Genomic DNA, 22303 nt, shown 5'->3' with positions numbered 1-22303 from the left:
TGAAAAAGCTGCCACCGGGAATCGGATCGAGGGCATTGCCACTGCCGCTGCCCGGGGTGTTGGTGCCGGCGTCGCGGTCGAAGCTCAAATCGCCGTATAGAACCTGCAAGCCGGCGGTGATTTGCGTGCCCGGCAGGTAGCTCATGCCCGCGGGGTTGCTGGCGATGGTCGAGGGGCCTTGCGCACGGGCAGCGGCACCGGCGTTGGCCAGCCCGGTGTTATCGGTGCCGACTTCGTAAAGCATGATGCCGCCGGCCCAGGCTGGCTGGCAGCACAGGGCAAGTAGCGTACAGGCAGGTAGGGCCAGTGGGCTTGTGCGCATGTAACTACCTCGGCAAATGTCCATTTCGAATGTGGGTGGCCTATGCCGGCCACCCATGGTTTCGGCTGTTTACTTGGCCATGGCCGCCCGGGCCGCTTCGATCTTGGCCTTGACCGCTTCAAGATTGAAGCTCGCACCTTTCTGCATTGGCGGAAACTCCACGGCTGATTCGGCCAGTTTGACCACTTGTTGTTGCACAAACACATAACGCCAGAACTGGAATTTGAACCACTCGAAATACTCCAGCGAACCATTGGCCGCCATGTTCTCCGGCCATCCGGCGCGTTCGAACGGATCGAGGCGCAGGTTAGTCAGGATCGGCATGTCCAGCGTGACCTTGGCCCCCAGCCAGCCTCCGGGCTGATCGATGAAGCGGTACTTGAAGTCATCGATGCGGATCGCACCCAGGGCGCTCTCTCCAAAGTAGAAGATTTCATGCCGGTTCGACGGACCTTTTCCGGTGATCATTGGAGTTTGATCATAGCCGTCCAGGTGAACTTTGTAGGTGGTGTCGCCCAATTGTTTGCCTTTGAGCAGCTCTGTCTTGATGTTCGGGTTACCCGCCGCCGCGACCAGGGTGGGGAACCAGTCCATGCCGGACATGATGCCGTTGGCGACCTGGTTGGCTGGCACCTTGCCCGGCCAGCGAATGATCGCCGGCGCCCGGAAGCCACCTTCCATGACCGTGCCTTTGCCCATGGCGAACGGCGTCGTGCCGCCATCGGGCCAGGTGAAGTTTTCCGCGCCGTTGTCGGTGGTGAAAATCACGATGGTGTTGTCGTCCATGCCGTCTTTTTTCAGCTTCGCCAGGACGTCGCCGACGATGTCATCGAGCTGCGCCATGCCGGCTTCCTGTTCCGACCAGCCATTCTCCGAGTTGCGCATGGCCTGGTACTTGTCGGACAGGTGCGTGACGATGTGCATGCGGGTCGGGTTGAGCCAGACGAAGAACGGTTTGTTGTCCTGTTTGGCCTTGTCGATGAAAGAGAAGGCCTTGTCGCGAATCTCGTCGTCGACGGTTTTCATCCGGTCCGGATAGAGCGTGCCGGCGTCTTCGATTTTCTGCTTGCCGACCTTGCCCCAGCGCGGCATCACGGTGGCGTCATCGGTGGTGGTGGCCCAGCTGTGGACCATGTTGCGTGGGCCGACGCTTTCCAGCAGTTCCTTCGGATAATTGGGGTGCGCCGGGTCTTCCATGGCGTCGAGGTGATAGAGGTAGCCGAAGAATTCGTCGAAACCGTGGACGGTGGGCAGGAACTGATTCAGGTCGCCCAAGTGGTTTTTGCCGAACTGGCCGGTGGCATACCCCATGGCCTTGAGGGCGGTCGCGATGGTGACGGCTTCGGCGGGAATACCTACGGGCGAGCCCGCCTGGCCGACAGTGGTCATGCCAGTACGAATCGGCAGTTCGCCGGTGATGAAGTTGGCGCGCCCGGCGGTGCAGCTGGCTTCGGCGTAGTAGTCGGTAAAACGCATGCCTTCATTCGCGAGTTGGTCGAGATTGGGCGTTCTGCCGGCCATCATGCCCTGGTTGTAGACGCCGATATTCGACCAGCCGATATCATCGCCCATGATCACCAGGATGTTGGGGGCTTTGTCGGCGGCCAGGGTCAGGCCAGGAAATGCCATTGCATGCAGCAACAGGGGGATGGCGAAGATCGAGGATAAGGTTGTCCGGTTCATGTCGAGCTCCTGCGTACTTGCGTTAGTACATAGAGACGCGCCCCCAGCCGCCGTTGAAATTCGTAACCCCCGCGAAGAGCGTAGGTTTGAATTGCGAAATATCCAGTATTGAATAGTCGGAAAGTCAGCGTTTCAGGCACTTGCACCGAAATGGCGTACCGGCAAAGGCGCCGGTCGAATCGGGCGGCGAGCGATACTCGCCGCCTTCATCGTCATTACCGGCCGGCAGTGGCGGCCAGCAAGGGTGCGATTTGCTCATCGGTCAATGCGGCGTGCACGTCCATGCTCATCAGGTCGTTCCACTCCAGCACCCACTTTTGAATCGGCACCAAATCACTCGCCTCGGCAATGCCGAAGCCGGCCGAACTCCCTACGGCGTGCCAGCGTCCGTGCATGGTGACGCCTGCGGGCGGCGCGCCACCGGTCTTGAGAAAACGTGCGATTGCGGCATCACGGTTGTCAGGGCTGATTGTCCAACTGACGATGAATAACATCGGCCACCTCCTGTTGCGCACTGGCACCTGTGTTCTGCGCGTACCTGGCTGGCGCCGGGGCCGTGGCCACGCTTGGGTTTCCAGCTCCGTCCTGCTGGCTTGCGGCAAAATCTCCCAAGGAAGGCATAGCAGTGCCCCGCGATTCATGTACGACCGCTGATCCTGTTCCGGTGCATTTTCGAGGGGGTAACAGACGCCTGTTTCACCAGCGAAACATGGGCAGCGGCCGCAGCGGCGAGCGGATGAATTGCTTTGCTGAAAGCCTCACCAGCATCGAGTGAAAACCATGATCGGGAAAGGCCGACTGCACGGTTTTGATGAAGGGGCGGGGCAAGCCGAAACGGACCAGGCCCAGGGACACATCCACCAGATCGGCCTGGCGGAAGGGTTCGACGCTGTCGACGTAGGCGCCGCGATAGCGGCGCAGCTTGTGATGTTCAAGTATCAACGCGCTGACTTCATCCTTCAGTTCCGGTCGTTGCTGGTTGTCCAGGTACTCAGTGGCCAGGGCAATGGACGGGGGCAGGTAGTCAAGGGTGTCATCGGTCCAGATGCCCAGGTCATGAAACGCCGCTGCGATTTGTACGGCCTCCGAGGGCAGGCCTTCGGCACCGTTGAGGGCGGTATGGAAATTCAGCACCCGGTAAATGTGGTTGCGGTAGCCCTGCAGGTCGGCACCGATGGCCAGTGCGAACGAGGTGAGAATCTTGTCGGTGAGGGGGAAATCGAGAATGGGCTTCATCAGGCGTCACGCAACAGGTCGTTGGCATTGAGCAGCTCGTAGGCAATCTCCGGTCGCTTTTCCATGGCCCGGCGAATGGCGGCTGGGATATTGGCGCGGGTCTTGCGGCACAGCCCCGGCAGTTCGCCGATCTGGATGCCGATGCCACGCATGGTGCGCACTTCGTTGAAGCCGGGGGCGATGTCCACGCGAATGCCCAACTGTTCGAACATGCGCCGTTGCAGGTGCTCCAGATCGCTCAGGCTCTGCAGGTTCTCCAAGCGTTCGATCAGGCGTTTTTCTTCGTTGCGGGTCAGAAACAGAATGCGCAGGTCCGCCCCCGGTGTTTCCAGCAACGGGTCACGCCCGCAGTCGCAGGCACCGGGCGGGCAGGGTGAGCGAATCGCAGTGGTGGTGGTCATGGGGATCAATCATAGAGCGCCGTGATTGAGTTTGCCCATAGGGATTTTAGGGGGAGACGCAATGCAATGTGGGAGCGAGCTTGCTCCGGGCGGCGATCCGACGATGGCGGAGTATCAGTCGACATCATTGCTGAATGTCAGTCCGCTATCGCGAGCAGGCTCGCTCCCACAGGTTTTAGGGTGAGTCTCGCTTACCTCATTTCAGTACCAGCATCCGATAAACGCCGTCCTCGACTTCGATCCCGTGGGTGTCATGGGTGAAGCCGGGGAAGGATCTGTCGAACGCTTCCAGCGCCTTGAGGTACGCCAGCAACGGACCGTCCGCAGGCCCTGCGTTCTCACCCGGCATAAGCAACGGGATGCCAGGTGGATACGGCACGATACCGGTGGCGGCGAGGCGCCCGGCAGCTTCGTTGAGGGTCACCAGTTCGATGTCGTTGCGCACCAGTTTTTCGTAGGCCTCCACCGGGCTGAATTCGGCTTTTGGCAGGGTGCCGAAGGCCTGGGACATGTTGGCGGTGGTCTTGTGTTTCTTCATGGCGGCGAAGATTTCGTCGGCCAGATCCTTGAGGCCCATGCCGGCATAGCGTTGCTGGTTGGCGTTGTACAGGTCGGGCAGGCACAGCTCCAGCTCGGCGTTGTCGTCGTAGTCGCGCTTGAAGTCGAGCAGGGCGTTGAGCAGCGTGCCCCACTTGCCTTTGGTGATACCGATGGAGAACAGGAACAGGATGGTGAAGTCGGTGGTTTTCTCCACCACGATTCCCTGGCGCCCCAGGTACGCGGTGACTACGCAGGCGGGGATGCCATTGGCGAGCAGGTTGCCGTCGTCGCCCATGCCCGGGCTGAGCACCGAGACCTTGATCGGGTCGAGCATGCAGTAGCCATCTTCGATGTCGCCGAAGCCGTGCCATACCGCGTTCGGGTGCAGGACCCAGCAGTTCGGATCGGTTTTAAGCGTAGCCGGGTCGACTTCATGGAACGGCACGGTCGCTGCGCCAACCTGTACGGTCGGTGGTTGCCAGCAGGTGAAGAACCAGTCTTCCTTGCTCAGCATTTCGTTATGCATGCGCGAGAGAACCTGGCGGAAGCTGATCGCTTCTTCGATCGACTCGTTGGTGAGGATCTGTCCGCTCGGCGCTTCCATCATTGCCGAGCTGACGTCGCAGGACGCCATGATCGCGTAGTTCGGCGACGTGGAGGCGTGCATCATATACGACTCGTTGAAGCGTGCATGCTCGATCGGGTTACGGCCGTCGCGCACGTGGATCATCGAGGCCTGGGACAGGGCGGCCAGCAACTTGTGGGTCGACTGCGTGGCGAACACGGTCGGCTTGGATTTGTCGTGATCGGCCGGGTTGCCGTGCATGGCATGGCGTCCGCTGTATAGCGGGTTGAAGCGCGCATAACCGTACCAGGCTTCGTCGAAGTGCAGACGGTCGACGCTTTCGCCCAGCAGCTCTTCGACGCGGGTGACGTTGTAGGTCAGGCCGTCGTAAGTGGAGTTGGTGACAATCGCGTGTACGGGCGTCGGATCGATGCCGCTCTTGACCAGCGGGTTGTTGGCGATGGCGATTTTCACGCCTTCGGCACTCAGGGTCTGCGGCAGGATCGGGCCGATGATGCCGTAGCGGTTGCGGGTCGGCACCAGGTAGGTCGGAATCGCCCCGGAAAGGGTCATCGCATGCTCGGCGGACTTGTGGCAATTGCGGTCGCACAGGGCGATCTGGTTGCGCGTGACGCTGGCCATGAGGATGACGCGGTTGGACATCGACGAGCCGTTGGTCACGTAGTAAGTGCGGTGGGCGCCGAAGACCTTGGCGGCATAGCGTTCACCCTGGCCGATAGGGCCGCTGTGATCGAGCAGCGAACCGAGTTCGCCAACCGAGATCGACAGGTCGGAACGCAGCAGGTTCTCGCCGAAGAACTCGTAGAAGGCCCGGCCCGCGGTGCTCTTCAGGAACGCCGTGCCGCCGGCATGGCCGGGGGTGTGCCACGAGTATTCATAGTTGCGGGCAAACTTCACCAGTGCGCCGAACATCGGCGGCAGGGCCGCCTGGCGATAGCGTTCGATGGCCGCCAGGATGCGCCCGCTGAGGAAACGAGAGGTGTCCTCGGGCAGCCAGATGAAGTCGTCGGCGTGTTGCATGACCAGCAACGGAATACTCGACGCGGTAGTGCGGTCGCTGATCAGGAACACCGGCACCCGGGTGTTGCGCTCGCGCAGCTTGACCAGCAATTTGGTGCAGTCGGCGTGGCCTTCGCTGGTGTCCATTTCCCAACGGATGAGCACGCATTGAATGGCGGGGTCCGAACGCAGGATCGAGGCGGCATCGGTGAGGCTTTCCGAGGCCAGTACGCTGACACCACGTCCCTCTACGTCGTGGACCAGTTGATCCAGGGCGCGGCCAAACACCGTTCGCTTGTCTGGCGGGCTGCTGACCAGTAGCGCCAGCATGCCCAGCGAGTGTTTATATTCCGTCATGCTTGAACCTCCATAGTGGTTTTACTCAGATTGTTTACCGGCACTGGCTCGGCAGTGAGGTGCTGCGCGCTGACGGTTTGCGTCGGTACGCTGTTGTTGAGAGCTTCGAGACGGATCAGACGGTTGTTGACGAAACCGAACAGGGTGTAACCAACGATCGTGGCCACGCCGCCCAGCATCAGGGCCTGCTCACCGGAGCTGTACAGCGCCAGGTAGCTGTAGGCCGCCGCGATCAGGGCAATGACGTTGGTCACCAGTGCCTTGCCTTCCGGCACGTTGGAGACTTTCTGCATGGTCATCAGCGCGGCCATGGACAGGATGTAAGGCACCAGGTTGGTCACCACCGCGAGGTTGACCAGGGTGTCGAACTGCTTGCTCAGGTCGGGGCTGATGGTGAGCAGGGCCAGTGCGGTCTGTGCAGCGAGCAGTACCAGCATGCCGACAATCGGCGTACCCGCCTTGTTGGCCTTGGCGAAGATCGACAGGAAGTAACCGGTGTCGGCCGAGCTTTTGTACACCTGGGCAATCGTGAACTGCCAACCCAGCAGCGAACCGATGCAGGCGAGCACCATGGCCGCCATCACGATGTCGCCGACCATTGGGGTGAACATCTTGGCGAACACCAGGCCGAACGGCGCGGTGGACGCGACCAGTTCTTCGTTGCCGACGATACCGAAGATGACGTTGGTGGAGACGATGTAGATCACCGCCGCACCCAGGGTGCCGCCCAGCACCGCGATCGGTACATTGCGCTCAGGGTTCTCCACCGCGTCGGTGTTGGCGCAAGCCGATTCCAGACCGAGGAAGGCCCACAGGGTAATTGCCACCGAGGCGCCTGCCGCTTCGAACCAGCCCTTGTCGTGGGGGTTCCAGCCTGCGGCATACACGCTGCTGTCGAACCAGAACCAGCCCACCGTGGATACCAGCACCACCGGTGCAATCACACCCCAGACAGTGATCGCGCCAATGCGGCCAGTAATGCGCGCGCCGCCAAAGTTGGCGAAGGTGGTGATCCACAACAGGGCAATAGTCGCCAGACCTACTTGAAGGGAATCGAGTTTTATCCCGAACAACACCTGGATATAGCCGACCGCGGTAATACTGATCGCCACGTTGGCAATCAACAGCGACAGACCGTAGGTGTAGTTGGTGATGTAGTTGCCCGCCTTACCGAACGTATATTCGGCATAACCGCCCATGCCGCCTGTCTTGCGGCTGAGCATCCCGCATCGCGCAAAGGCGTAGGCCAGAGCGAGTGAGCCAGTGGCCGTCACCAGCCAGGAAAGGATCGAAATTGCACCGACTTCCGCCAGTTTTGTTGGTAGTAGCACAATACCTGACCCCAACATGTTGACGGCGGTCAACATTGTCAGTTGCCCCACACTCATTTTCTTTGCGACTGACATTCCGTTGCCTCACTTAGTTGGCGATTGAGAGTCTTAGCTATAGCAAAGGATTGAAAACTCGCAAGAAATGGCGTTATCCATTTCTTTTTTGCATTAATTTGCAGAAAAGGCACGATGCTGGCCCACAAGTTTAAAAATCCTCAGCAAAATTAGTTCATTTTCAACCGCTTAAATAGGTCAAGATGCGCAAGATATGGATCGCGTTAATTCCGCTAGTTGTTGCGGGTATAGCTCATTCGGCTCAAGCCAAAGAACTGGCCAGCAATGATAAGTACATGTGCAGTTGGGGGGCTGGCACCGCTGCAAGGGCACAGGAACTCAAGCTCTCGGGCGTTTCACTGTATGCTGCCCGCCAGAAAATCCAGGTCTACAAGTTCGCCAAATCCTGGATGCGCATGATGGCACTTGGCATTACAGAACAAACTTATGACAGTCCGTCGCGATTGAAACCGACTGCTGTACGGCAGAGCTTTTATGAGGACTGTGTCAGGTACAAGTTGGCGCGAAAGTAAAAAGCGGGCACCGGTCGGCTCAACCACCGTGTGGGCTTGTGACGTCTATATTGATTGACCATTCCCGTGAAGACGGGGCGTTAAACCGGTTTTTTACAACTCAATCAGGAGGTCACCATGAACCAGATCGATAAAGTGTTGTACACCGCCAAAACCCACACCACGGGCGGGCGTGACGGCGCATCCCGCAGCTCCGACGGGATCCTCGATGTGAAACTGTCGTCGCCAGGTGCGGGCGGTGGCGGTACTAACCCCGAGCAACTGTTCTCTGCCGGCTGGTCAGCCTGTTTCATCGGTGCCATGCAAGTGGCGGCCAGGGAAATGAAAGTGGCGTTGCCCAAGGATGTGGCCGTTGACGCCGAAGTCGACCTGGGCACCAATGAAGGCGGCTACCTGCTGCAGGCGCGGCTCAATGTCAGCCTGCCAGGGCTGGATCGTGAAACCGCGCAAAAGATCGTCGACACCGGGCACCAGTATTGCCCGTACTCGAAAGCCACGCGCAACAACATCAACGTGGTGCTCAAGCTCGTTTGAGTTGACATGAAAAGGTCTTGGCGAATGACATGGGTTGTCGCCAAGACCTGAAAGGCTCGCCCCACAGGTTCTGTGTTTTAACTGACGGGGAAATCAATTCATCTTGCTGTGATCATGCATCATCGCGCTGTGATCCATGGTGCCAATCGCCTTGGCAACGGCTTCAACCTGGATCGACTCTTTATCACCCTTGGCGTCTTCCACGGTCAGGGTCAGCGGCACCTTGTCGCCTTCCTTGATCTGGCCCGTCAGGTTCATGAGCATGATGTGGTAGCCATTGGGATCCAGGCTCACCGCTTTTCCGGCCGGCAGTACCACGGCGTCCACCTGCTGCATTTTCATCACGTCGTCTTTCATGCTCATTGCATGAATCTGCACCAGCCCTGCCACTGGTGTTTGCACGCTCAGCAGTTTGCTGTCGCTGCTCGCGGTGACGGTCATGAAGGCACCGCTCGACGGCTGGCCGGCCACGGTGGCGCGGACCCAGGCGTCGTCGACCCGGGTTTGTGCCGATACCTGAAAGGCCAGGCCGACCAGGGACAAGCCCAGCGCCAGTTGCTTGCAATGCTGTGCGAAACGCGTTTTAGCCTGCGGGGCATTCATTTCAGCAAATCTCCATCACGGTGAGCAGGTCTTCTGCGCACTCTTTGGCTGTCAGGGACGTGGACAGTCCCAGGCGCAGATTGCCCCGGGAGTCGAAGACAAAACTGGTCGCGGTATGGGAGAGGGTATAGGTATCGCCGCTCGGGACCTTTTCAAAGAACACGCCGAACTCCTTGGCGGTGGCGGCGGTTTCTTCCAGCGTGCCATACAGCGCTTCGAAACTCGGGTCGAAGGCCTTGACGTACTTGTCGAGCATCTCGGGTGTGTCGCGTTCAGGGTCCAGAGTGATGAAGACCACCTGCAGCCTTTCGCCATCGCGACCCATCAGCTTCTTGGCCTGCGCGGCACGCGCCAGGGTGGTCGGGCACACGGCCGGGCATTGGGTAAAACCGAAGAACACCATCGGCATCAGGCCGCGATAGCTGCCCAGCATCCTGGTTTCGCCCTGAGCGTCCTTGAGCTTGAAGTTGCGCCCCATGATCTTGTCGCTGAGGTCTTTGCCGTACTTGAACGACAGCTTGCTGCTGTCGTCGCAACCGGCGAGCAGGCCCAGGCTCAACAGGCCCATGCCTTGCAGGACAGTTCGGCGGGTATACAAAGTACTCATGGAAAAAAGCATCCTGTTGAACAGGCTGAAACTGACAGCGTGGTGACTGTACAGACGAAAAAACCGGGTGGATGTTAACAAACTGTGTCGGTGCTGGAGGGGCGGATACGACCATTGGACCGGTGCTGAGGCGTGACATAGTGTCGCGCCGGAGGTTGAAGGCAAGCCGACACCTGTGGCGAGGGGGGGGTTGTGGCGAGGGGGCTTGCCCCCGTTCGGCCGCGAAGCGGTCGCCAATCAGATGCACGCGGTTTACCTGACAAACCGCATTGCCTGTATTTGGGACTACTTCGTAGTCCAACGGGGGCAAGCCCCCTCGCCATAATGTTTCGCTTAAGCTTAACGACGCAGCTGCGCGCAAAAATCCTGTTCCGGCTGCGCCGCCGTGTACCACACGTAATCCGCACTGTCGGCGGTCACGGTCTTGCCCGCCTCGGCCAGGATCAGCACCGCATTTCCTTCACCGGCACCCAGGTCCTTCAGGTGCAGTGGCACGCCCAGATCCTTGCGCACGTGAAAGGCACCGGCCAGCAGCATCGCTGGTGTCGGCGCGGCCATCAGGCGTTCGGCCATGCGCCGGTCACGTTGTTGCTGCACGGCGAGCATGGCCGGCATCTGCGCTTCGGGCAGCAGGCCGCAATGGGATTGGCGGATGTCGTCCAGCAAGGTCGCCTGCACCTGTTCAGTGGTGGACGCTTCGCCTTTCAAAACCGGGCGCTGTTTGTAGACCTGCATGATCTGCGCGCGGTCCAGGTTCGCCGCCAACAGCGGATACGGTTGTCGCAGCGCGTAAGTGACGAGTGCACCATAGACGCTCCAGTCCCAATTGGCCTGCCAGGCCAGCGCCTTGAACGCATCGATCGGTGGCTGGCCGGCGCGGGCCGCGGCTTGCGCGGCATCGACCCTGGCCTGTTGATCGGGATTGAGCATTTCCATCAGCAGGCTGCCCTGGGCACGTTGTGCCGCCAGCTCGCGCAGCAACCACAATTGCAGGGCGTGGTGATCCGGGTTGTCGTGCTGTTCACCGACCAGAACGCGCGGCGCAACGGCCAGGCGTTCGACCAGTTCCTGCGGTGTCAGCGTGCGACCGGTAGCCAGTTCGCGGATGACCCCGAGGTCGGTGTGATCACGGCCTTGCGGGGCGATGGGCGCCGGAGGCGGTGTGACCTGATGAGTGGTTTGGCAGGCAGCCAACAGGCTGAACGCACAGAGCAACAGAAAGCGCATCGGTTTTCCTTTCTGGATAGGTGCCCCCTCGATGACAGAAGAGGGAGCGTATCAGCGCGCGATGATCAAAGGGTGGCCGCGTTCCGGATGCTGCTGAATCAGCACTTCCAGCCCATACACCGCTGCCAGCGCCTCGGCGGTCAACACCTCTGCCGGTGGACCGTAGGCGTGGGGCAGGCCCTGTTGCAACAACAGTAGTTGATCGCAGTAACGTGCAGCCAGATTGAGGTCGTGCAGAATCACCAGCACCGCTGCACCGTGCTCGGCGAAGTCGCGCACGGCTTGCAAAATGGTGTGCTGGTGCAACGGATCGAGCATCGACGTCGGTTCATCGAGCAGCAGGGTTTGCCCTTCGGCACCCGGCCAGAGTTGAGCGAGCACCCGCGCCAGATGCACGCGCTGGCGTTCACCGCCGGACAGGGCCAGATAACTGCGCCCGGCAAGATGAAGCGCATCGGCCGATGAAAGCGCCTTGGCGACGATTTCGGCATCGCGCACGCGGCCGCTGGCGTGAGGCAAGCGCCCCATGCCCACGACTTCATTGACCGAGAACGCAAAGTTCAGGCTCGAGCTCTGCGGCAGCACAGCCAGGCGCCTGGCCCGCTCCTGGCCCGGCCAGTCCGCGAGTAGACGCTCGTCGAGCCTGACCGTGCCTTCGCTGGCTGTCAGCTCGCCGCACAAAGCAGCGAGCAGGGTGCTTTTGCCGGCGCCGTTCGGCCCCAGCACACCCAGCACTTCACCCGGGCGCAACTCGATATCGATGTTCGCCAGTACCGTGCGGTTGCCACGACGTACCAGCAGGTTGTTTGCCCGCAGCATCAGGAACGCCCTCGTACCAGCAGATAAAGAAAGAACGGCGTGCCGATCAGTGCGGTCACGATGCCGATCGGCAATTCGGCCGGCGCCAACAGCAGGCGCGCGGCCAGATCGGCCAGCAACAGCAGGCTGGCACCGGCCAGTAACGAAGCAGGCAGCAACACCCGGTGATCCGGGCCGACCAGCAGGCGCATCAGATGCGGCACCACCAGACCGATAAAGCCGATCAGGCCGGCCGCCGCGACGGCCGCGCCGACGCCGAGCGCCGTGCACAGCACCAGCTCAAGCTTGATCCGCTCGATGTCGAAGCCCAGGTGACGGGCCTCCGATTCGCCCAGCAGCATCGCATTGAGCGCCGCCGCCCGACGTGGCAACCACAACGCCACGCCCAGGGTGACGATCAGCAACGGCCACAGGCGCGGATAGCTGGCACCGTTGAGGCTGCCCAGGTTCCAGAACGTCAGGGTGCGTAAGGTCGCATCATCGGCCAGGTAGGTGAACAGCCCGGCACCGGCCATGGCCGTCATCGCCACACCCGCCAACAGCATGGTGGCAACGTCGGTTTGCCCGTCGCGGCGACCGAAGCGATACACCACTGCCGTCACGATCAAGCCACCGGCGAAGGCGCTGACCGACAGCAGATAAGGTTCGATCGCCGGCGGCAAGCCACCGAGCAGGCTGCCGCCGACGATGGCAAGGGCGGCACCGGGCGCAGCACCACCCGAGACGCCAACCAGACCCGGATCGGCCAAGGGGTTGCGGAACAACCCCTGCATCGCCACGCCGGACAACGCCAGTACCGAACCCACGGCGATGCCGAGCAAACTGCGCGGCAGGCGAATCTGCCCCAGGATCAGCTCCGCCTGTTGCGTGTCGCCACCGTCCAGCGGCAACCCCAGCAGACGCATCCCGGCCTGCAAGGTATCGCCCAGCGGCAGGCTGACTGGCCCGAGGGCCAGGGACAGCCAGAACACCAGCACCAGCAATAGCAGCAAAAAGATCAAGGTCGGACGCGGCCGAAAAATGGCCGTCATGGGTTGATCCCGGCGGCCTGCGCTGTGGCGTCCGGGTAGAACGCCATGGCACAGACCAGCAGTGTTTTGATACGCATCGGGACTATTCCTTGGCCGATCAGAGGGGGGCGGGCATCGAAACCTTCGTAGCGAGTGATGATGCCATCGACGCCCGGTTTACGCACACGCCATGGTTCGGTCACGCCGGTGGTTTTTTCAGGTGCAGGTTGAACATCGGGGGGGCGCGCGTTGAGCCAGGTGTCCATCCAGCGCCGGTTGCGCAGCGCCTTCGATCATGAGAAGAACTTGTGATCATCAATAATAAAATGAGTTTGTCTCACTCGTGGGCAACTGTCGACAATGGCTCCCATCAAACGCATTGGAGTTATTTGACATGGCTGTTGCCCATTCCCTTGGATTTCCGCGCATTGGCCGCGACCGCGAACTGAAAAAGGCCCAAGAGGCGTTCTGGAAAGGCGAGCTGGACGAAGCCGGTCTGCGTGCCGTTGGCCGTGACCTGCGCAAGACCCACTGGGACTTGCAGAAAAAGGCCGGCATCGAACTGCTGCCAGTCGGCGACTTTGCCTGGTACGACCAGGTCCTGACCCACTCGTTGATGTTCGGTGTGATCCCGGAGCGTTTCCGCCCGCACGATGGCAAGGCCAGCCTGCAAACCCTGTTCGGCATGGCTCGCGGTGTCAGCGACAGCTGCTGCGGCGGCGCGCACGCCCAGGAAATGACCAAGTGGTTCGACACCAACTATCACTACCTCGTCCCTGAGTTCAGTGCCGACCAGCAGTTCCAGCTCGGCTGGGATCAACTGTTCGAAGAAGTCGAAGAAGCCCGCGCGTTGGGTCACAACGTCAAGCCCGTCATCATCGGCCCGCTGACCTACTTGTGGCTGGGCAAGGCCAAGGGCGCCGGGTTCGACAAGCTCGAACTGCTCGAACGCCTGCTGCCGCTGTACGGCCAGATCTTCCAGCGTCTCGCCGCACAAGGCGTTGAGTGGGTGCAAATCGACGAGCCGATCCTGGTGCTCGATCTGCCGCAAGAATGGAAAAATGCCTTCGAACGCGCCTACAACCTGATTCAGCGCGATCCGCTGAAGAAGCTGGTCGCCACTTACTTCGGCGGTCTGGAAGAGAATCTGGGCCTGGCCGCCAATCTGCCGGTGGACGGTTTGCACATCGACCTGGTCCGTGCACCTGAGCAGTTCCCGACCATTCTCGACCGCCTGCCGGCCTACAAGGTTCTGTCGCTGGGTGTGGTCAACGGCCGTAACGTCTGGCGCTGCGACCTGGAAAATGCCTTGGCCACCCTGCAATACGCTCACGAGCGTCTGGGTGATCGCCTGTGGGTCGCGCCATCCTGCTCGCTGCTGCACAGCCCGGTCGACCTGGGTCGTGAAGACAAGCTCGATGCCGAACTGAAAAGCTGGCTGGCGTTTGCCGTGCAGAAGTGTGAGGAAGTGGCAGTGTTGGCCCAGGCGGTCAACGCGCCGGAAGCGCCGAAAGTGCTTGCAGCGCTGACTCAAAGCCGCGCCGTGCAGGCTAGCCGTGCTGCTTCGCCTCGCATTCACAAGCCAGCCGTGCAGGCACGGGTTGCGGCGATCACCGCCCAGGACAGTCAGCGTCAGTCGCTGTTTGCCCAGCGTATCGAGAAACAGCGCGCTGGCTTGAACCTGCCACTGTTCCCGACCACCACCATCGGTTCGTTCCCGCAAACCGCGTCGATTCGCCTGGCGCGCCAGTCGTTCAAGCAAGGCAAGCTGACCGAAGCCGAATACACCGAGGCGATGCACAGCGAGATTCGTCACGCCGTGCAAGTGCAGGAACACCTGGGCCTGGACGTGCTGGTGCACGGTGAAGCCGAGCGTAACGACATGGTCGAGTACTTCGCCGAGCAGCTCGACGGCTACATGTTCACCCGTTTCGGCTGGGTTCAGAGCTACGGTTCGCGCTGCGTGAAACCAGCGGTGATCTTCGGCGACCTGAGTCGTCCGAAAGCCATGACCGTCGAGTGGATCCGCTACGCCCAAGGCCTCACCGACAAAGTGATGAAGGGCATGCTGACCGGGCCCGTGACCATGCTGATGTGGTCGTTCCCCCGTGAAGATGTCAGCCGTGAAGTGCAGGCTCGTCAACTGGCCCTGGCGATTCGCGATGAGGTCGTGGACCTGGAAGCCGCCGGCATCCAGATCGTGCAGATCGACGAAGCCGCGTTCCGCGAAGGCTTGCCGTTGCGTCAGGCGCAGTGGCAGCACTACCTGGACTGGGCGACCGAAGTGTTCCGCCTGTGTGCGTCCGGTGTGCGCGACGAAACCCAGATCCACACCCACATGTGCTACAGCGAGTTCAACGACGTGATCGAGTCCATTGCCGCCATGGATGCCGACGTGATCACCATCGAAACCTCGCGCTCGGACATGGAACTGCTGGACGCGTTCGAAGCCTTCGCCTACCCGAACGAAATCGGCCCTGGCGTGTACGACATCCACTCGCCACGCGTGCCGGACTCCTCGGAAATGGCCAACCTGCTGCGCAAAGCAGCCAAGCGCATCCCCGCCGACCGCCTGTGGGTCAACCCGGACTGCGGCCTGAAGACCCGTGGCTGGCCGGAAACCGAAGCGGCGCTGGTGCACATGGTCAACGCTGCGCGTCAGTTGCGTAAAGAATGGGCCTGAGGCGTTAGCAGCATGAGCGCACCGGAGTACTTCACAGTGCTCCAGCTTCTATGTTGGCTGTACCGACGCCTTCGCGGGCAAGCCCGCTCCCACAAGGTTCTTCAGTGTTCACAAAACCTGTGGGAGCGGGCTTGCCCGCGAAGGCGGTAGATCAATCGCTGATGATGTTGGCTGTGCCGCGCTCCTACAGCCGTGGCTCGGCCACCAACAGCAACGACTGCGGCACAGGGCTTTGCGGGTGCTGCGGTTCCTGCAAGCCGGCCAGTACAAAACCCGCCATGTCCAGCGCGTTGAGCCAACTGGACAGGGTACGGAAGTACCACGGCATGGGCTGCCACTGGCCCTTGAACCCGTCAAAGGTCTCTTCCCGCCAGCCATCCTGATAGTCGCCCGCCGCAGCGGCCCACGGATGCAGCGTCTGAATCACCAGCGCGCCGCCAGGAGCGAGCAGGGCGTTCATGGCGGTGAGCAGAGGGATGATGTCCTGATGCAGCAGGGCGAAGTTGGCGCAGATCAGGTTGTAGTCGCGGCCGATGTCGACGGCTGCCTCTGCCAACTGTTCATAGCTCGCCAGATGCACCGGTGCAGCGCCCGCCGCCCGCGCCGCTTCCACCAGCGTCGCATCGCCATCCACCCCGACCGCCTCGATGGCCCGGTCCGTCAGCGCACGTAACAGCCAGCCTTCGCCGCAGCCCAGGTCGAGCACCCGCTCGGGCTGGCGACCCAGCACCGCCAGCAGGATGGCCTGGTCGGTGACCTTCAGACGGCTTTCGATGGCGCCCGTGCGGATGGCGTCGATCCAGGCCCGGGCATTGTGGTGCCAGCTGTCGAGGAGGGTGGATTCGGGGGCGGGCATGGCGTTGTCCGGCGCTAGGTGGCAGTTGCCAAATGATAGGCAACCAACGCGTTGGCGTGGCCATGCCCCATGCCGTGTTCGGTTTTGAGCCAGGCCACCATTTCCATGTGTTTCTTGTCGCTGAGGGTTTTAAGCAGGTCCAGCCAATGGCTGATCGGCTGCCCATACTTCTTCTCGATTGACGGGAAGTACGAAGCCGGTCCTTTGGGTTTTGTCTCTTCGGTCACGATGCAAACTCCCTTTTTGCTTTTGTGGGTTCGAAAGCAGCACCGGTTACGTTACTGATTTGCCGTCGGCGAGTCCATCGTTCCAGCGGTCATCCCGTCATCGATAGCGATGCCCTGGGCGCGCATGGCCTTGATCAACTCGCTGCGGGTGCCGGGCAGGTTGAGCATGGTCTGGGCACGCAGCGCCGTGACTTCTTCGGCGGTGTAAGGCTGATAGTCGGCCGGCAGGCTTTCGCCCGCCATGCCGTCTTTACGCATCAGCCAGTTGAGCAAGTCCGCCAGTTGCGCGTTGTTCAGCGCCGACTGCGACATGCCCGGCACCCGCACGAGGAATTCGCGGCCGCCCGGTACCTTCAGGAAGTTGCCGACAAAGCCTTTCATCCGTGGCGTGTCGTTGGCGGCGGACCCCGTGCCGTCGCCCAGGTGGCAACCGGCGCATTGCAGCTGATAGTTAACGCCTACGCCGTACCCGGCCTGGGCAATCGGTTTTTGAAGCTCTTCGTTGCCCGGCGCATGGCTCTGCGCCGGGTCGGGAATAGCCCGGGCGAACGCGAGCGGGGCGCTCAGGGCGCAGACGAGTCCGAGCAATATCAACCTACGCATAAAACAGACCTCCGCTGATGACCGGTTTGGCACCTGTATGTAGGAGCGAGCTTGCTCGCGAAGGGCGTCAACGATAACGCGGGCTATCTGGTTTAACGCGTCGCCCTTGAGTTCTTCGCGAGCAAGCTCGCTCCTACAGGTACACACACAAAGCAGTAAAAAAACAAAAGCAGCCACAGAAAAAAACCGCCGATTGCCCGAGCAACCGGCGGAAAGCGCGCGTTTAGACGGCGACGCCGCGGATCACCGAAACAGTGCAGTGGTAGATGTGCGATTTGGCGGCCAGGCACCAGTTCACATCGTTGTTGTTGAACGGGCGGTAAGCCGGTTCTTCACTGTCGTTACGGGTACAGGCGCACTGGGCGCAGCTTTGCTTACCGCAGCAATCGTTGTACGAAATGATGTAGTCCTTGCCATCGGCCGGGTTGCGGCAGGTGCCGATCCAGGTCACTTGCGAGGCTTCGGTGCCTGGCGGGCAGGAGGTCACCGATCCGCCGCAGCAGCTGCACAGAAAGCCGTCGATGGAGCAGTAGCGCCAGTAGTCGCAGCTGTTCGGATCACCCGGGTCGCCAGCCTGCGCCGGCTCCGCGGCCAGGGCCTTGCTGGTACGGTCCAGCGGCAGCAGCAAGGGCAGGGCGGCACCGGCCACCATCAGCGAGCCCATGCGCGACAGCAATTTGCGGCGCGAAGTGGTGTCGGCCACACGGCGGGTAGAGCGCTCGAACAACAGATCCAGCAGTTTCATAAAGGTCTCCCTGCCTAATCAGTGGCTATGGCCGTGGTCGTGGGTGTGGGGTTGGGCATTGAGGTACTGCTGCAACGTGGCGTGCTTGAGGTGCTCGACTTCGAACAGGCTGTCCAGGTGCTCGCGGGAGTTGACCAGGCCTTTGGCGCGCAGGGTGCCGGCCTTGTCGATCAGCGCGGCGTACGGCAGCTTGCCGATCTGGTAGGTCATGCCCACTTCCGGGCCGACCACGTAGGTGGCGTCTTCGAGTTTGTGTTCACGGATCAGCGCTTGCTGGGCGTCCATGTCGCCATCGCTGACGAACACCACGTCCAGACTGCCGGCTTGCTCCTTGGCGATGGATTTGATCGCCGGCAGCAACGACTTGCAGATCGGGCAGGTCGGCGAGAGGAAGAACAGCAATTGCGATTTTTCGCCGGCATAACCGAAGTTCACCGGGCGACCGTGACGATCGCTGGCAGTGATTTGTGGTGCGGGTTCATTGACCGCCACGCCTTTGTCGACCATCAGCGCGCCGGCCGGGGCCAGACGCCCGTGCAGCACGCCAATCTGCCGCACCAGGCCCATGACGACAAACGCCACGGCCACCAGCAGCACCCAGAGCAGAACGTTGGAAACAATCAAGCCTTCCATTTCGATTACCTACCAATCAATTTGAGCAGAAGAGGGGAATTCGCCAGCAAGCCATCGGCCGCGGCGTAGATGAGCAATGCGACCGCGGCGGCGGCCAGGGTCACGAAGCCATCGAACAGGTTGAGGTCGCGGGCGACCGGCGCCACGCTGGCCACCAGCGCAAGCAGCACCAGTGCGCTGTTGCGCGCCAGCAGGACCGGGCGCAGCGGTTGTGCCTGGTCGGGACCGGCGCAACCGCAGTCGATGTCCGCGCGACCGCGCCACAGGTTGATGCCGATGGCGGCGGCGTACAGCGCCAACAGGCTGGCGGCGCTCACCGCGGCGTAACCACGGCTGACCGGCACCAGCAGGGCAAAGGCGATGGCCAGTTCCAGCAGCGGCATCAGCCGTGCCGTCGGGCGCACCAGCGCCGGGGGCAGCAGTTGGTAGTCCGCCAGTTGCCGGGCGAAGCGGGCCGGCGCGCGCAATTTGTGGGTCGCGGCGCTGGCCAGCAACACCGCGATGGCGATGGCGCTGGCAATGATGAAGATCGGATCTGTGTGCATGGCCGAACCTCTTAGTAGCTCAGGACCTGAGTCGCGGTCTTCGCGACTTTCGGCATGCTGCCGGCAAGCTTGTTGGTCTTCAGATCGAAAATCTGCAAACCGCCTTCCACATCGGCACCGAGCAACAGCGGCTTGTCGTCACCGGTGGCCTGCATGCTCCACACCGGAACCGGGGCTTCCAGGGTCGCTACTTTCTTGTGGGTCTTGAGATCGAACGCCCAGATCAGCGGGCTCGGGTCTTCCCACTTCATGGCTTCGTGGGCGTCGTGCATCAGCACATACAGGCGGTCCAGCTTCGGTGCCACGGCTATCAACTGCCAGCCACCCGGTGCCCAACCGGCCTTCTTTTCTTCGTCGGTAACCAGCGACCAGGACGGCAGGATCTTCGGCGCGCTACCTGCGAAATCCACCGGACGCACGGTGCCGGTCGTGGTGGTGAAGTAGTAGGTGTCGCCGACGTTGACCGCGCGCTCTACCAGTTTTTCCGCGTTCGGATCAAAGAACGGCGTGCGGCTGCGTGCGGTTTCCTGGCCCTGATCGTTGAGGGTCACCACTTGCAGGCTGCCGTCGCCGCACAGCGAGGCGAAGCGGCGGTTGCCGATCGGGTAGTTGAGCACGCAACCGGGAATGGCGATTTCGGTGGCAACGGCCTTGGCCTGGGTATCGACCACAGTGACCGAGGTCGACGGGGTGAAGTTGTAGACATAGACGAACTTGTCGTCGCCACTCGGCTTGAGCGCATAACGCTGGGTCAGCGATTCGGCGCGCTTGTTCGGGATCAGCACTTCCCAGGCCGGCGACAGGGTCGAGCTGTCCCACGCGGTCAGCACATCGGTACGGGTACCGCGGGTGCCGCGCGAATACCAGATGTCCGCACTGTAGAGGGTCTTCTTGTCATGGCTGAGGGTCGACGGCGCGGCAAAACCGGTCGGCACCATGCCGAGGATGCGCTTCTGGTCCGGGTCGACCACGGTCACGCGGCCAGCGACGAAACTGTCGAACTCGACGTCGATGACAAACGCGCGGTGAGCTTCGGGTGGAAACGCCAGAACGGTCTGGCCAATCGTACCGGCGGGCAGGTCCGCGCGGGCACTGTTCAAACCGAGTACAAGCAGGCTCAGGCCAAGCGCTGACTGTACGGAGATCCTGTTTGTTCGCATAAGGGGAACTTCCTGAATTGTTGGTAACGCGGATCGCGGGTGCTTTGGCAGATTTTTACCCTTTGATTCTGCCGTGCCCCGCGATCAGGAGAATTGCCCTGCCTGCCAAGTGTTTGTGTGTCTGTGCCAGTGTCATGAAACCCTCTTCATGCGCGCTGAAATTGCCAGTGAAATCATTGTGGCGAGGGGGCTTGCCCCCGTTGGGGCGCGAAGCGGCCCCAGCATTTTCCAGTTACACCGTGCCGGTAGGTTTGCGGCTGCTGCGCAACCGAACGGGGGCAAGCCCCCTCGCCACAGGGTTTGTGTAAGGCCACAGGGTTTGTGTCTGTCAGGCCACAGTAGTGGTGTATTTCAGGCGGGAATGACGAGGGGAAGGGAAAAGCTGAAAACAGCGCCGCACGGCGTCAGGTTTTGCGCCCAGATATCGCCCCGGTGGCGGCCGATGATGTTCTTGCACAGCGCCAGGCCAATGCCGTTGCCGCTGACCTTGGAGGAGAAAAATCCGTCGAACAGCTTCTCTTGCGCCTGAGCCTGAATGCCACGACCACAGTCTTCGATGCGCACCAGCGCCACCTCGTTGTCGCGGCTGGCATGGATACGCAACACGCGCCGTTCGGCGGGCAGGTCGGCCATTTCTTCGATGGCGTTGAAGGCCAGGTTGAGGATCACCTGGCCGATCAGCACCTTCTCGCAACTCACCATCAGCGGTTCGGGCGAGGCGATGATTTCCACGCGCACCAGGCTCGGGTCGGCGCGCAGGCTGATGAAGTAGCGGGTTTCGCGCAGCAGCTCATTAAGGTCGACCCGCTCTTGCGATTGCTCCAGCTTGACCACGTAGTCGCGCACGCTCTTGATGATCACCGAGGCATGCTCGATTTGCCGCACTGCGTTTTGCAAACCCCAGGCGATGCCCTGATCGGTTTCCCCCGCGTTGCCCAGGCGAATCATCGTGCCTTCAATGAAATTGCGGGTGGCGGCCAAGGGTTGGCTCAGTTCGTGGGCGATGGCCACGGCCATTTCGCCCATGGCGTTGTAGCGCGCCAGGTACTCGAGCTTCTGCTCGCTGACCCGCCGCGCTTCCTCGGCCTGGACCTGCTCGGTGACATCGCGGAACAGCAGCAGATGGCCGACCAGATCATCTTCAATTTCGATGTAGCGGCAGGTTGCGTCATGCCAACGCCACTCGCCATCCCGGCGCTGCACCTTGTAATGCACGTTGAACGGCGCGTGCTCCGGCGTTTCATGGGCAAGTTGTTGCAGCAGGCGCTGGCCGGATGCGTCGTCGCACCAGGCCAGGAAGTTCTTGCCCATCAGCTTGTGCACTTCGCTGTTGAGCAGGTGCGCGCCGGAGTCGCTGATAAAGCGGATGTCGCCCTCGGGGCCGAGCACCGCCACGCCTTCGGCCAGGTCCTGCATGAAAGCCTTGAGTCGGCTTTCGAAACGCTTGAGGTCGCGCTTGACCTTGTCCTCTTTGGAGATGTCGCGGAACTGCACCATCAGCACATCGCGACCGTCCAGGTGCACCAGGGTCGCCACCGCCTCGGAAAGAATCTCCACCCCTTGCTTGGAGCGATAGCACCACTCGATGGCGCGCTGCCCGGTGCGCGCGGCGCCTTCGAGCCAGCGCAAGCCTACCGAACGTCGGTACTTCGGCGCATCGCGGGTCATGTCCGGGGCCTTGAGCGGCGTCAGTTCCTCCAGGGTAAAGCCCAGCGCCGCCAGGGCAGCGGCGTTGGCCCAGAGAATCTCCTTGGTGTGCGCGTCATGAAGAATGATGCACAGCGGCATGGCTTCGATCAGGGCAAAAAAGTCGTTCGGTTTTGGCAGGTACATCGCACGGCCCCTGGCGGCAGAGATTTGCAGTATGGCGTTTTATACCTGCTCGCACAGCGCGATGCGCTCAGAGGTAACCGGCGTGGGTCTAGGGGTTTTCTTTAGCGAGGAGGCTGCACGCCCCAATAGTTGCGGCCGGATGCGGTTTTTACACTGGACCCCAATGCAAGGGCAAC

Annotated in this window: 24 protein-coding genes; 3 read left to right on the top strand and 21 right to left on the bottom strand. The window is 61.4% G+C overall.

Annotated features, from left to right (window positions below; all coding sequences use genetic code 11):
• The 7 genes from PMI29_RS0130430 to potE form a co-directional block, all read right to left on the bottom strand.
• The coding region (locus PMI29_RS0130430) for an outer membrane protein transport protein (RefSeq protein WP_008002639.1) at nucleotides 1–322 on the bottom strand (322 nt) is incomplete at its 3' end.
• A 69-nt stretch (nucleotides 323–391) separates the two neighbouring features.
• Nucleotides 392–2005: an arylsulfatase gene (locus PMI29_RS04860; protein WP_008002637.1), complete on the bottom strand. Its 1614-nt coding sequence runs from the start codon at nucleotides 2003–2005 to the stop codon at nucleotides 392–394.
• A gap of 215 nt (nucleotides 2006–2220) precedes the next feature.
• Nucleotides 2221–2499 carry a DUF3303 domain-containing protein gene (locus tag PMI29_RS04865; RefSeq protein WP_008002635.1) on the bottom strand — a complete coding sequence of 93 codons (279 nt, stop codon included), beginning with the start codon at nucleotides 2497–2499 and terminating at the stop codon, nucleotides 2221–2223.
• Nucleotides 2500–2701: 202 nt separating this feature from the next.
• Nucleotides 2702–3241 carry an HD domain-containing protein gene (locus tag PMI29_RS04870; RefSeq protein WP_008002633.1) on the bottom strand — a complete coding sequence of 180 codons (540 nt, stop codon included), beginning with the start codon at nucleotides 3239–3241 and terminating at the stop codon, nucleotides 2702–2704.
• Nucleotides 3241–3642, bottom strand: a complete 402-nt coding sequence (locus PMI29_RS04875; protein WP_008002630.1) for a hypothetical protein — start codon at nucleotides 3640–3642, stop codon at nucleotides 3241–3243. Before PMI29_RS04875 ends, PMI29_RS04870 begins: the two co-directional genes overlap by 1 nt.
• A gap of 196 nt (nucleotides 3643–3838) precedes the next feature.
• Nucleotides 3839–6124, bottom strand: coding sequence for an Orn/Lys/Arg decarboxylase N-terminal domain-containing protein (locus PMI29_RS04880; RefSeq protein ID WP_008002628.1), 2286 nt, complete (start codon nucleotides 6122–6124; stop codon nucleotides 3839–3841).
• A complete protein-coding gene (gene potE, locus PMI29_RS04885; protein ID WP_008002626.1) occupies nucleotides 6121–7530 on the bottom strand; it encodes a putrescine-ornithine antiporter in 1410 nt (469 codons plus the stop codon). Before potE ends, PMI29_RS04880 begins: the two co-directional genes overlap by 4 nt.
• A 182-nt stretch (nucleotides 7531–7712) precedes the next feature.
• On the opposite strand from potE, the gene PMI29_RS04890 reads away from it, so the two are divergent.
• Nucleotides 7713–8042 carry a hypothetical protein gene (locus tag PMI29_RS04890; RefSeq protein ID WP_008002624.1) on the top strand — a complete coding sequence of 110 codons (330 nt, stop codon included), beginning with the start codon at nucleotides 7713–7715 and terminating at the stop codon, nucleotides 8040–8042.
• 117 nt (nucleotides 8043–8159) lie between these two features.
• Complete coding sequence (locus tag PMI29_RS04895) at nucleotides 8160–8576, top strand: organic hydroperoxide resistance protein (RefSeq protein WP_007991821.1); 417 nt, start codon at nucleotides 8160–8162, stop codon at nucleotides 8574–8576.
• Between the two features lie 93 nt (nucleotides 8577–8669).
• Here PMI29_RS04895 and PMI29_RS04900 read toward each other — a convergent pair whose 3' ends face one another.
• The 6 genes from PMI29_RS04900 to PMI29_RS04925 all read right to left on the bottom strand — a co-directional run bounded on the left by PMI29_RS04900 (nucleotide 8670) and on the right by PMI29_RS04925 (nucleotide 13108).
• On the bottom strand, nucleotides 8670–9179 hold the full coding sequence (locus PMI29_RS04900) for a copper chaperone PCu(A)C (RefSeq protein WP_008002622.1): 510 nt from the start codon (nucleotides 9177–9179) through the stop codon (nucleotides 8670–8672).
• A gap of 1 nt (nucleotide 9180) precedes the next feature.
• A complete protein-coding gene (locus PMI29_RS04905) occupies nucleotides 9181–9786 on the bottom strand; it encodes an SCO family protein (protein WP_008002620.1) in 606 nt (201 codons plus the stop codon).
• A 339-nt stretch (nucleotides 9787–10125) separates the two neighbouring features.
• On the bottom strand, nucleotides 10126–11013 hold the full coding sequence (locus PMI29_RS04910) for a ChaN family lipoprotein (RefSeq protein ID WP_008002618.1): 888 nt from the start codon (nucleotides 11011–11013) through the stop codon (nucleotides 10126–10128).
• A gap of 51 nt (nucleotides 11014–11064) precedes the next feature.
• Nucleotides 11065–11832: a heme ABC transporter ATP-binding protein gene (locus PMI29_RS04915; protein WP_008002615.1), complete on the bottom strand. Its 768-nt coding sequence runs from the start codon at nucleotides 11830–11832 to the stop codon at nucleotides 11065–11067.
• Complete coding sequence (locus PMI29_RS04920) at nucleotides 11832–12809, bottom strand: FecCD family ABC transporter permease (RefSeq protein WP_162130688.1); 978 nt, start codon at nucleotides 12807–12809, stop codon at nucleotides 11832–11834. Before PMI29_RS04920 ends, PMI29_RS04915 begins: the two co-directional genes overlap by 1 nt.
• Before the next feature lie 50 nt (nucleotides 12810–12859).
• Nucleotides 12860–13108 (bottom strand): hypothetical protein, encoded by a 249-nt coding sequence (locus tag PMI29_RS04925; protein ID WP_008002609.1) that lies wholly within the window; start codon nucleotides 13106–13108, stop codon nucleotides 12860–12862.
• A 128-nt stretch (nucleotides 13109–13236) separates the two neighbouring features.
• Between PMI29_RS04925 and metE the strand changes: the two genes are divergently transcribed.
• Nucleotides 13237–15525, top strand: coding sequence for a 5-methyltetrahydropteroyltriglutamate--homocysteine S-methyltransferase (gene metE / locus PMI29_RS04930; RefSeq protein ID WP_008002608.1), 2289 nt, complete (start codon nucleotides 13237–13239; stop codon nucleotides 15523–15525).
• Nucleotides 15526–15709: 184 nt separating this feature from the next.
• Here metE and PMI29_RS04935 read toward each other — a convergent pair whose 3' ends face one another.
• The 8 genes from PMI29_RS04935 to PMI29_RS04970 form a co-directional block, all read right to left on the bottom strand.
• Nucleotides 15710–16381 (bottom strand): class I SAM-dependent methyltransferase, encoded by a 672-nt coding sequence (locus PMI29_RS04935; RefSeq protein WP_008002606.1) that lies wholly within the window; start codon nucleotides 16379–16381, stop codon nucleotides 15710–15712.
• A 14-nt stretch (nucleotides 16382–16395) separates the two neighbouring features.
• The gene (locus PMI29_RS04940; protein ID WP_008002604.1) at nucleotides 16396–16608 is read right to left on the bottom strand and encodes a DUF4287 domain-containing protein; all 213 of its coding nucleotides are present in this window, start codon (nucleotides 16606–16608) and stop codon (nucleotides 16396–16398) included.
• A 51-nt stretch (nucleotides 16609–16659) separates the two neighbouring features.
• Nucleotides 16660–17211 carry a hypothetical protein gene (locus tag PMI29_RS04945; protein ID WP_008002602.1) on the bottom strand — a complete coding sequence of 184 codons (552 nt, stop codon included), beginning with the start codon at nucleotides 17209–17211 and terminating at the stop codon, nucleotides 16660–16662.
• A gap of 223 nt (nucleotides 17212–17434) precedes the next feature.
• On the bottom strand, nucleotides 17435–17956 hold the full coding sequence (locus tag PMI29_RS04950; protein WP_007978110.1) for a methylamine dehydrogenase light chain: 522 nt from the start codon (nucleotides 17954–17956) through the stop codon (nucleotides 17435–17437).
• 18 nt (nucleotides 17957–17974) lie between these two features.
• Nucleotides 17975–18589, bottom strand: coding sequence for a methylamine dehydrogenase accessory protein MauD (gene mauD, locus PMI29_RS04955; RefSeq protein ID WP_008002599.1), 615 nt, complete (start codon nucleotides 18587–18589; stop codon nucleotides 17975–17977).
• A 5-nt stretch (nucleotides 18590–18594) separates the two neighbouring features.
• Nucleotides 18595–19134, bottom strand: a complete 540-nt coding sequence (locus PMI29_RS04960) for a MauE/DoxX family redox-associated membrane protein (protein ID WP_008002597.1) — start codon at nucleotides 19132–19134, stop codon at nucleotides 18595–18597.
• Between the two features lie 11 nt (nucleotides 19135–19145).
• Nucleotides 19146–20294 (bottom strand): amine dehydrogenase large subunit, encoded by a 1149-nt coding sequence (locus PMI29_RS04965; protein WP_008002595.1) that lies wholly within the window; start codon nucleotides 20292–20294, stop codon nucleotides 19146–19148.
• Nucleotides 20295–20645: 351 nt separating this feature from the next.
• Nucleotides 20646–22127, bottom strand: a complete 1482-nt coding sequence (locus tag PMI29_RS04970; protein WP_008002593.1) for a PAS domain-containing sensor histidine kinase — start codon at nucleotides 22125–22127, stop codon at nucleotides 20646–20648.
• Between the last annotated feature and the right edge of the window lie 176 nt (nucleotides 22128–22303).

Source organism: Pseudomonas sp. GM49 (genome assembly GCF_000282355.1).
GTDB lineage: Bacteria > Pseudomonadota > Gammaproteobacteria > Pseudomonadales > Pseudomonadaceae > Aquipseudomonas.
This window is presented reverse-complemented; position numbering and strand designations above follow the sequence as displayed.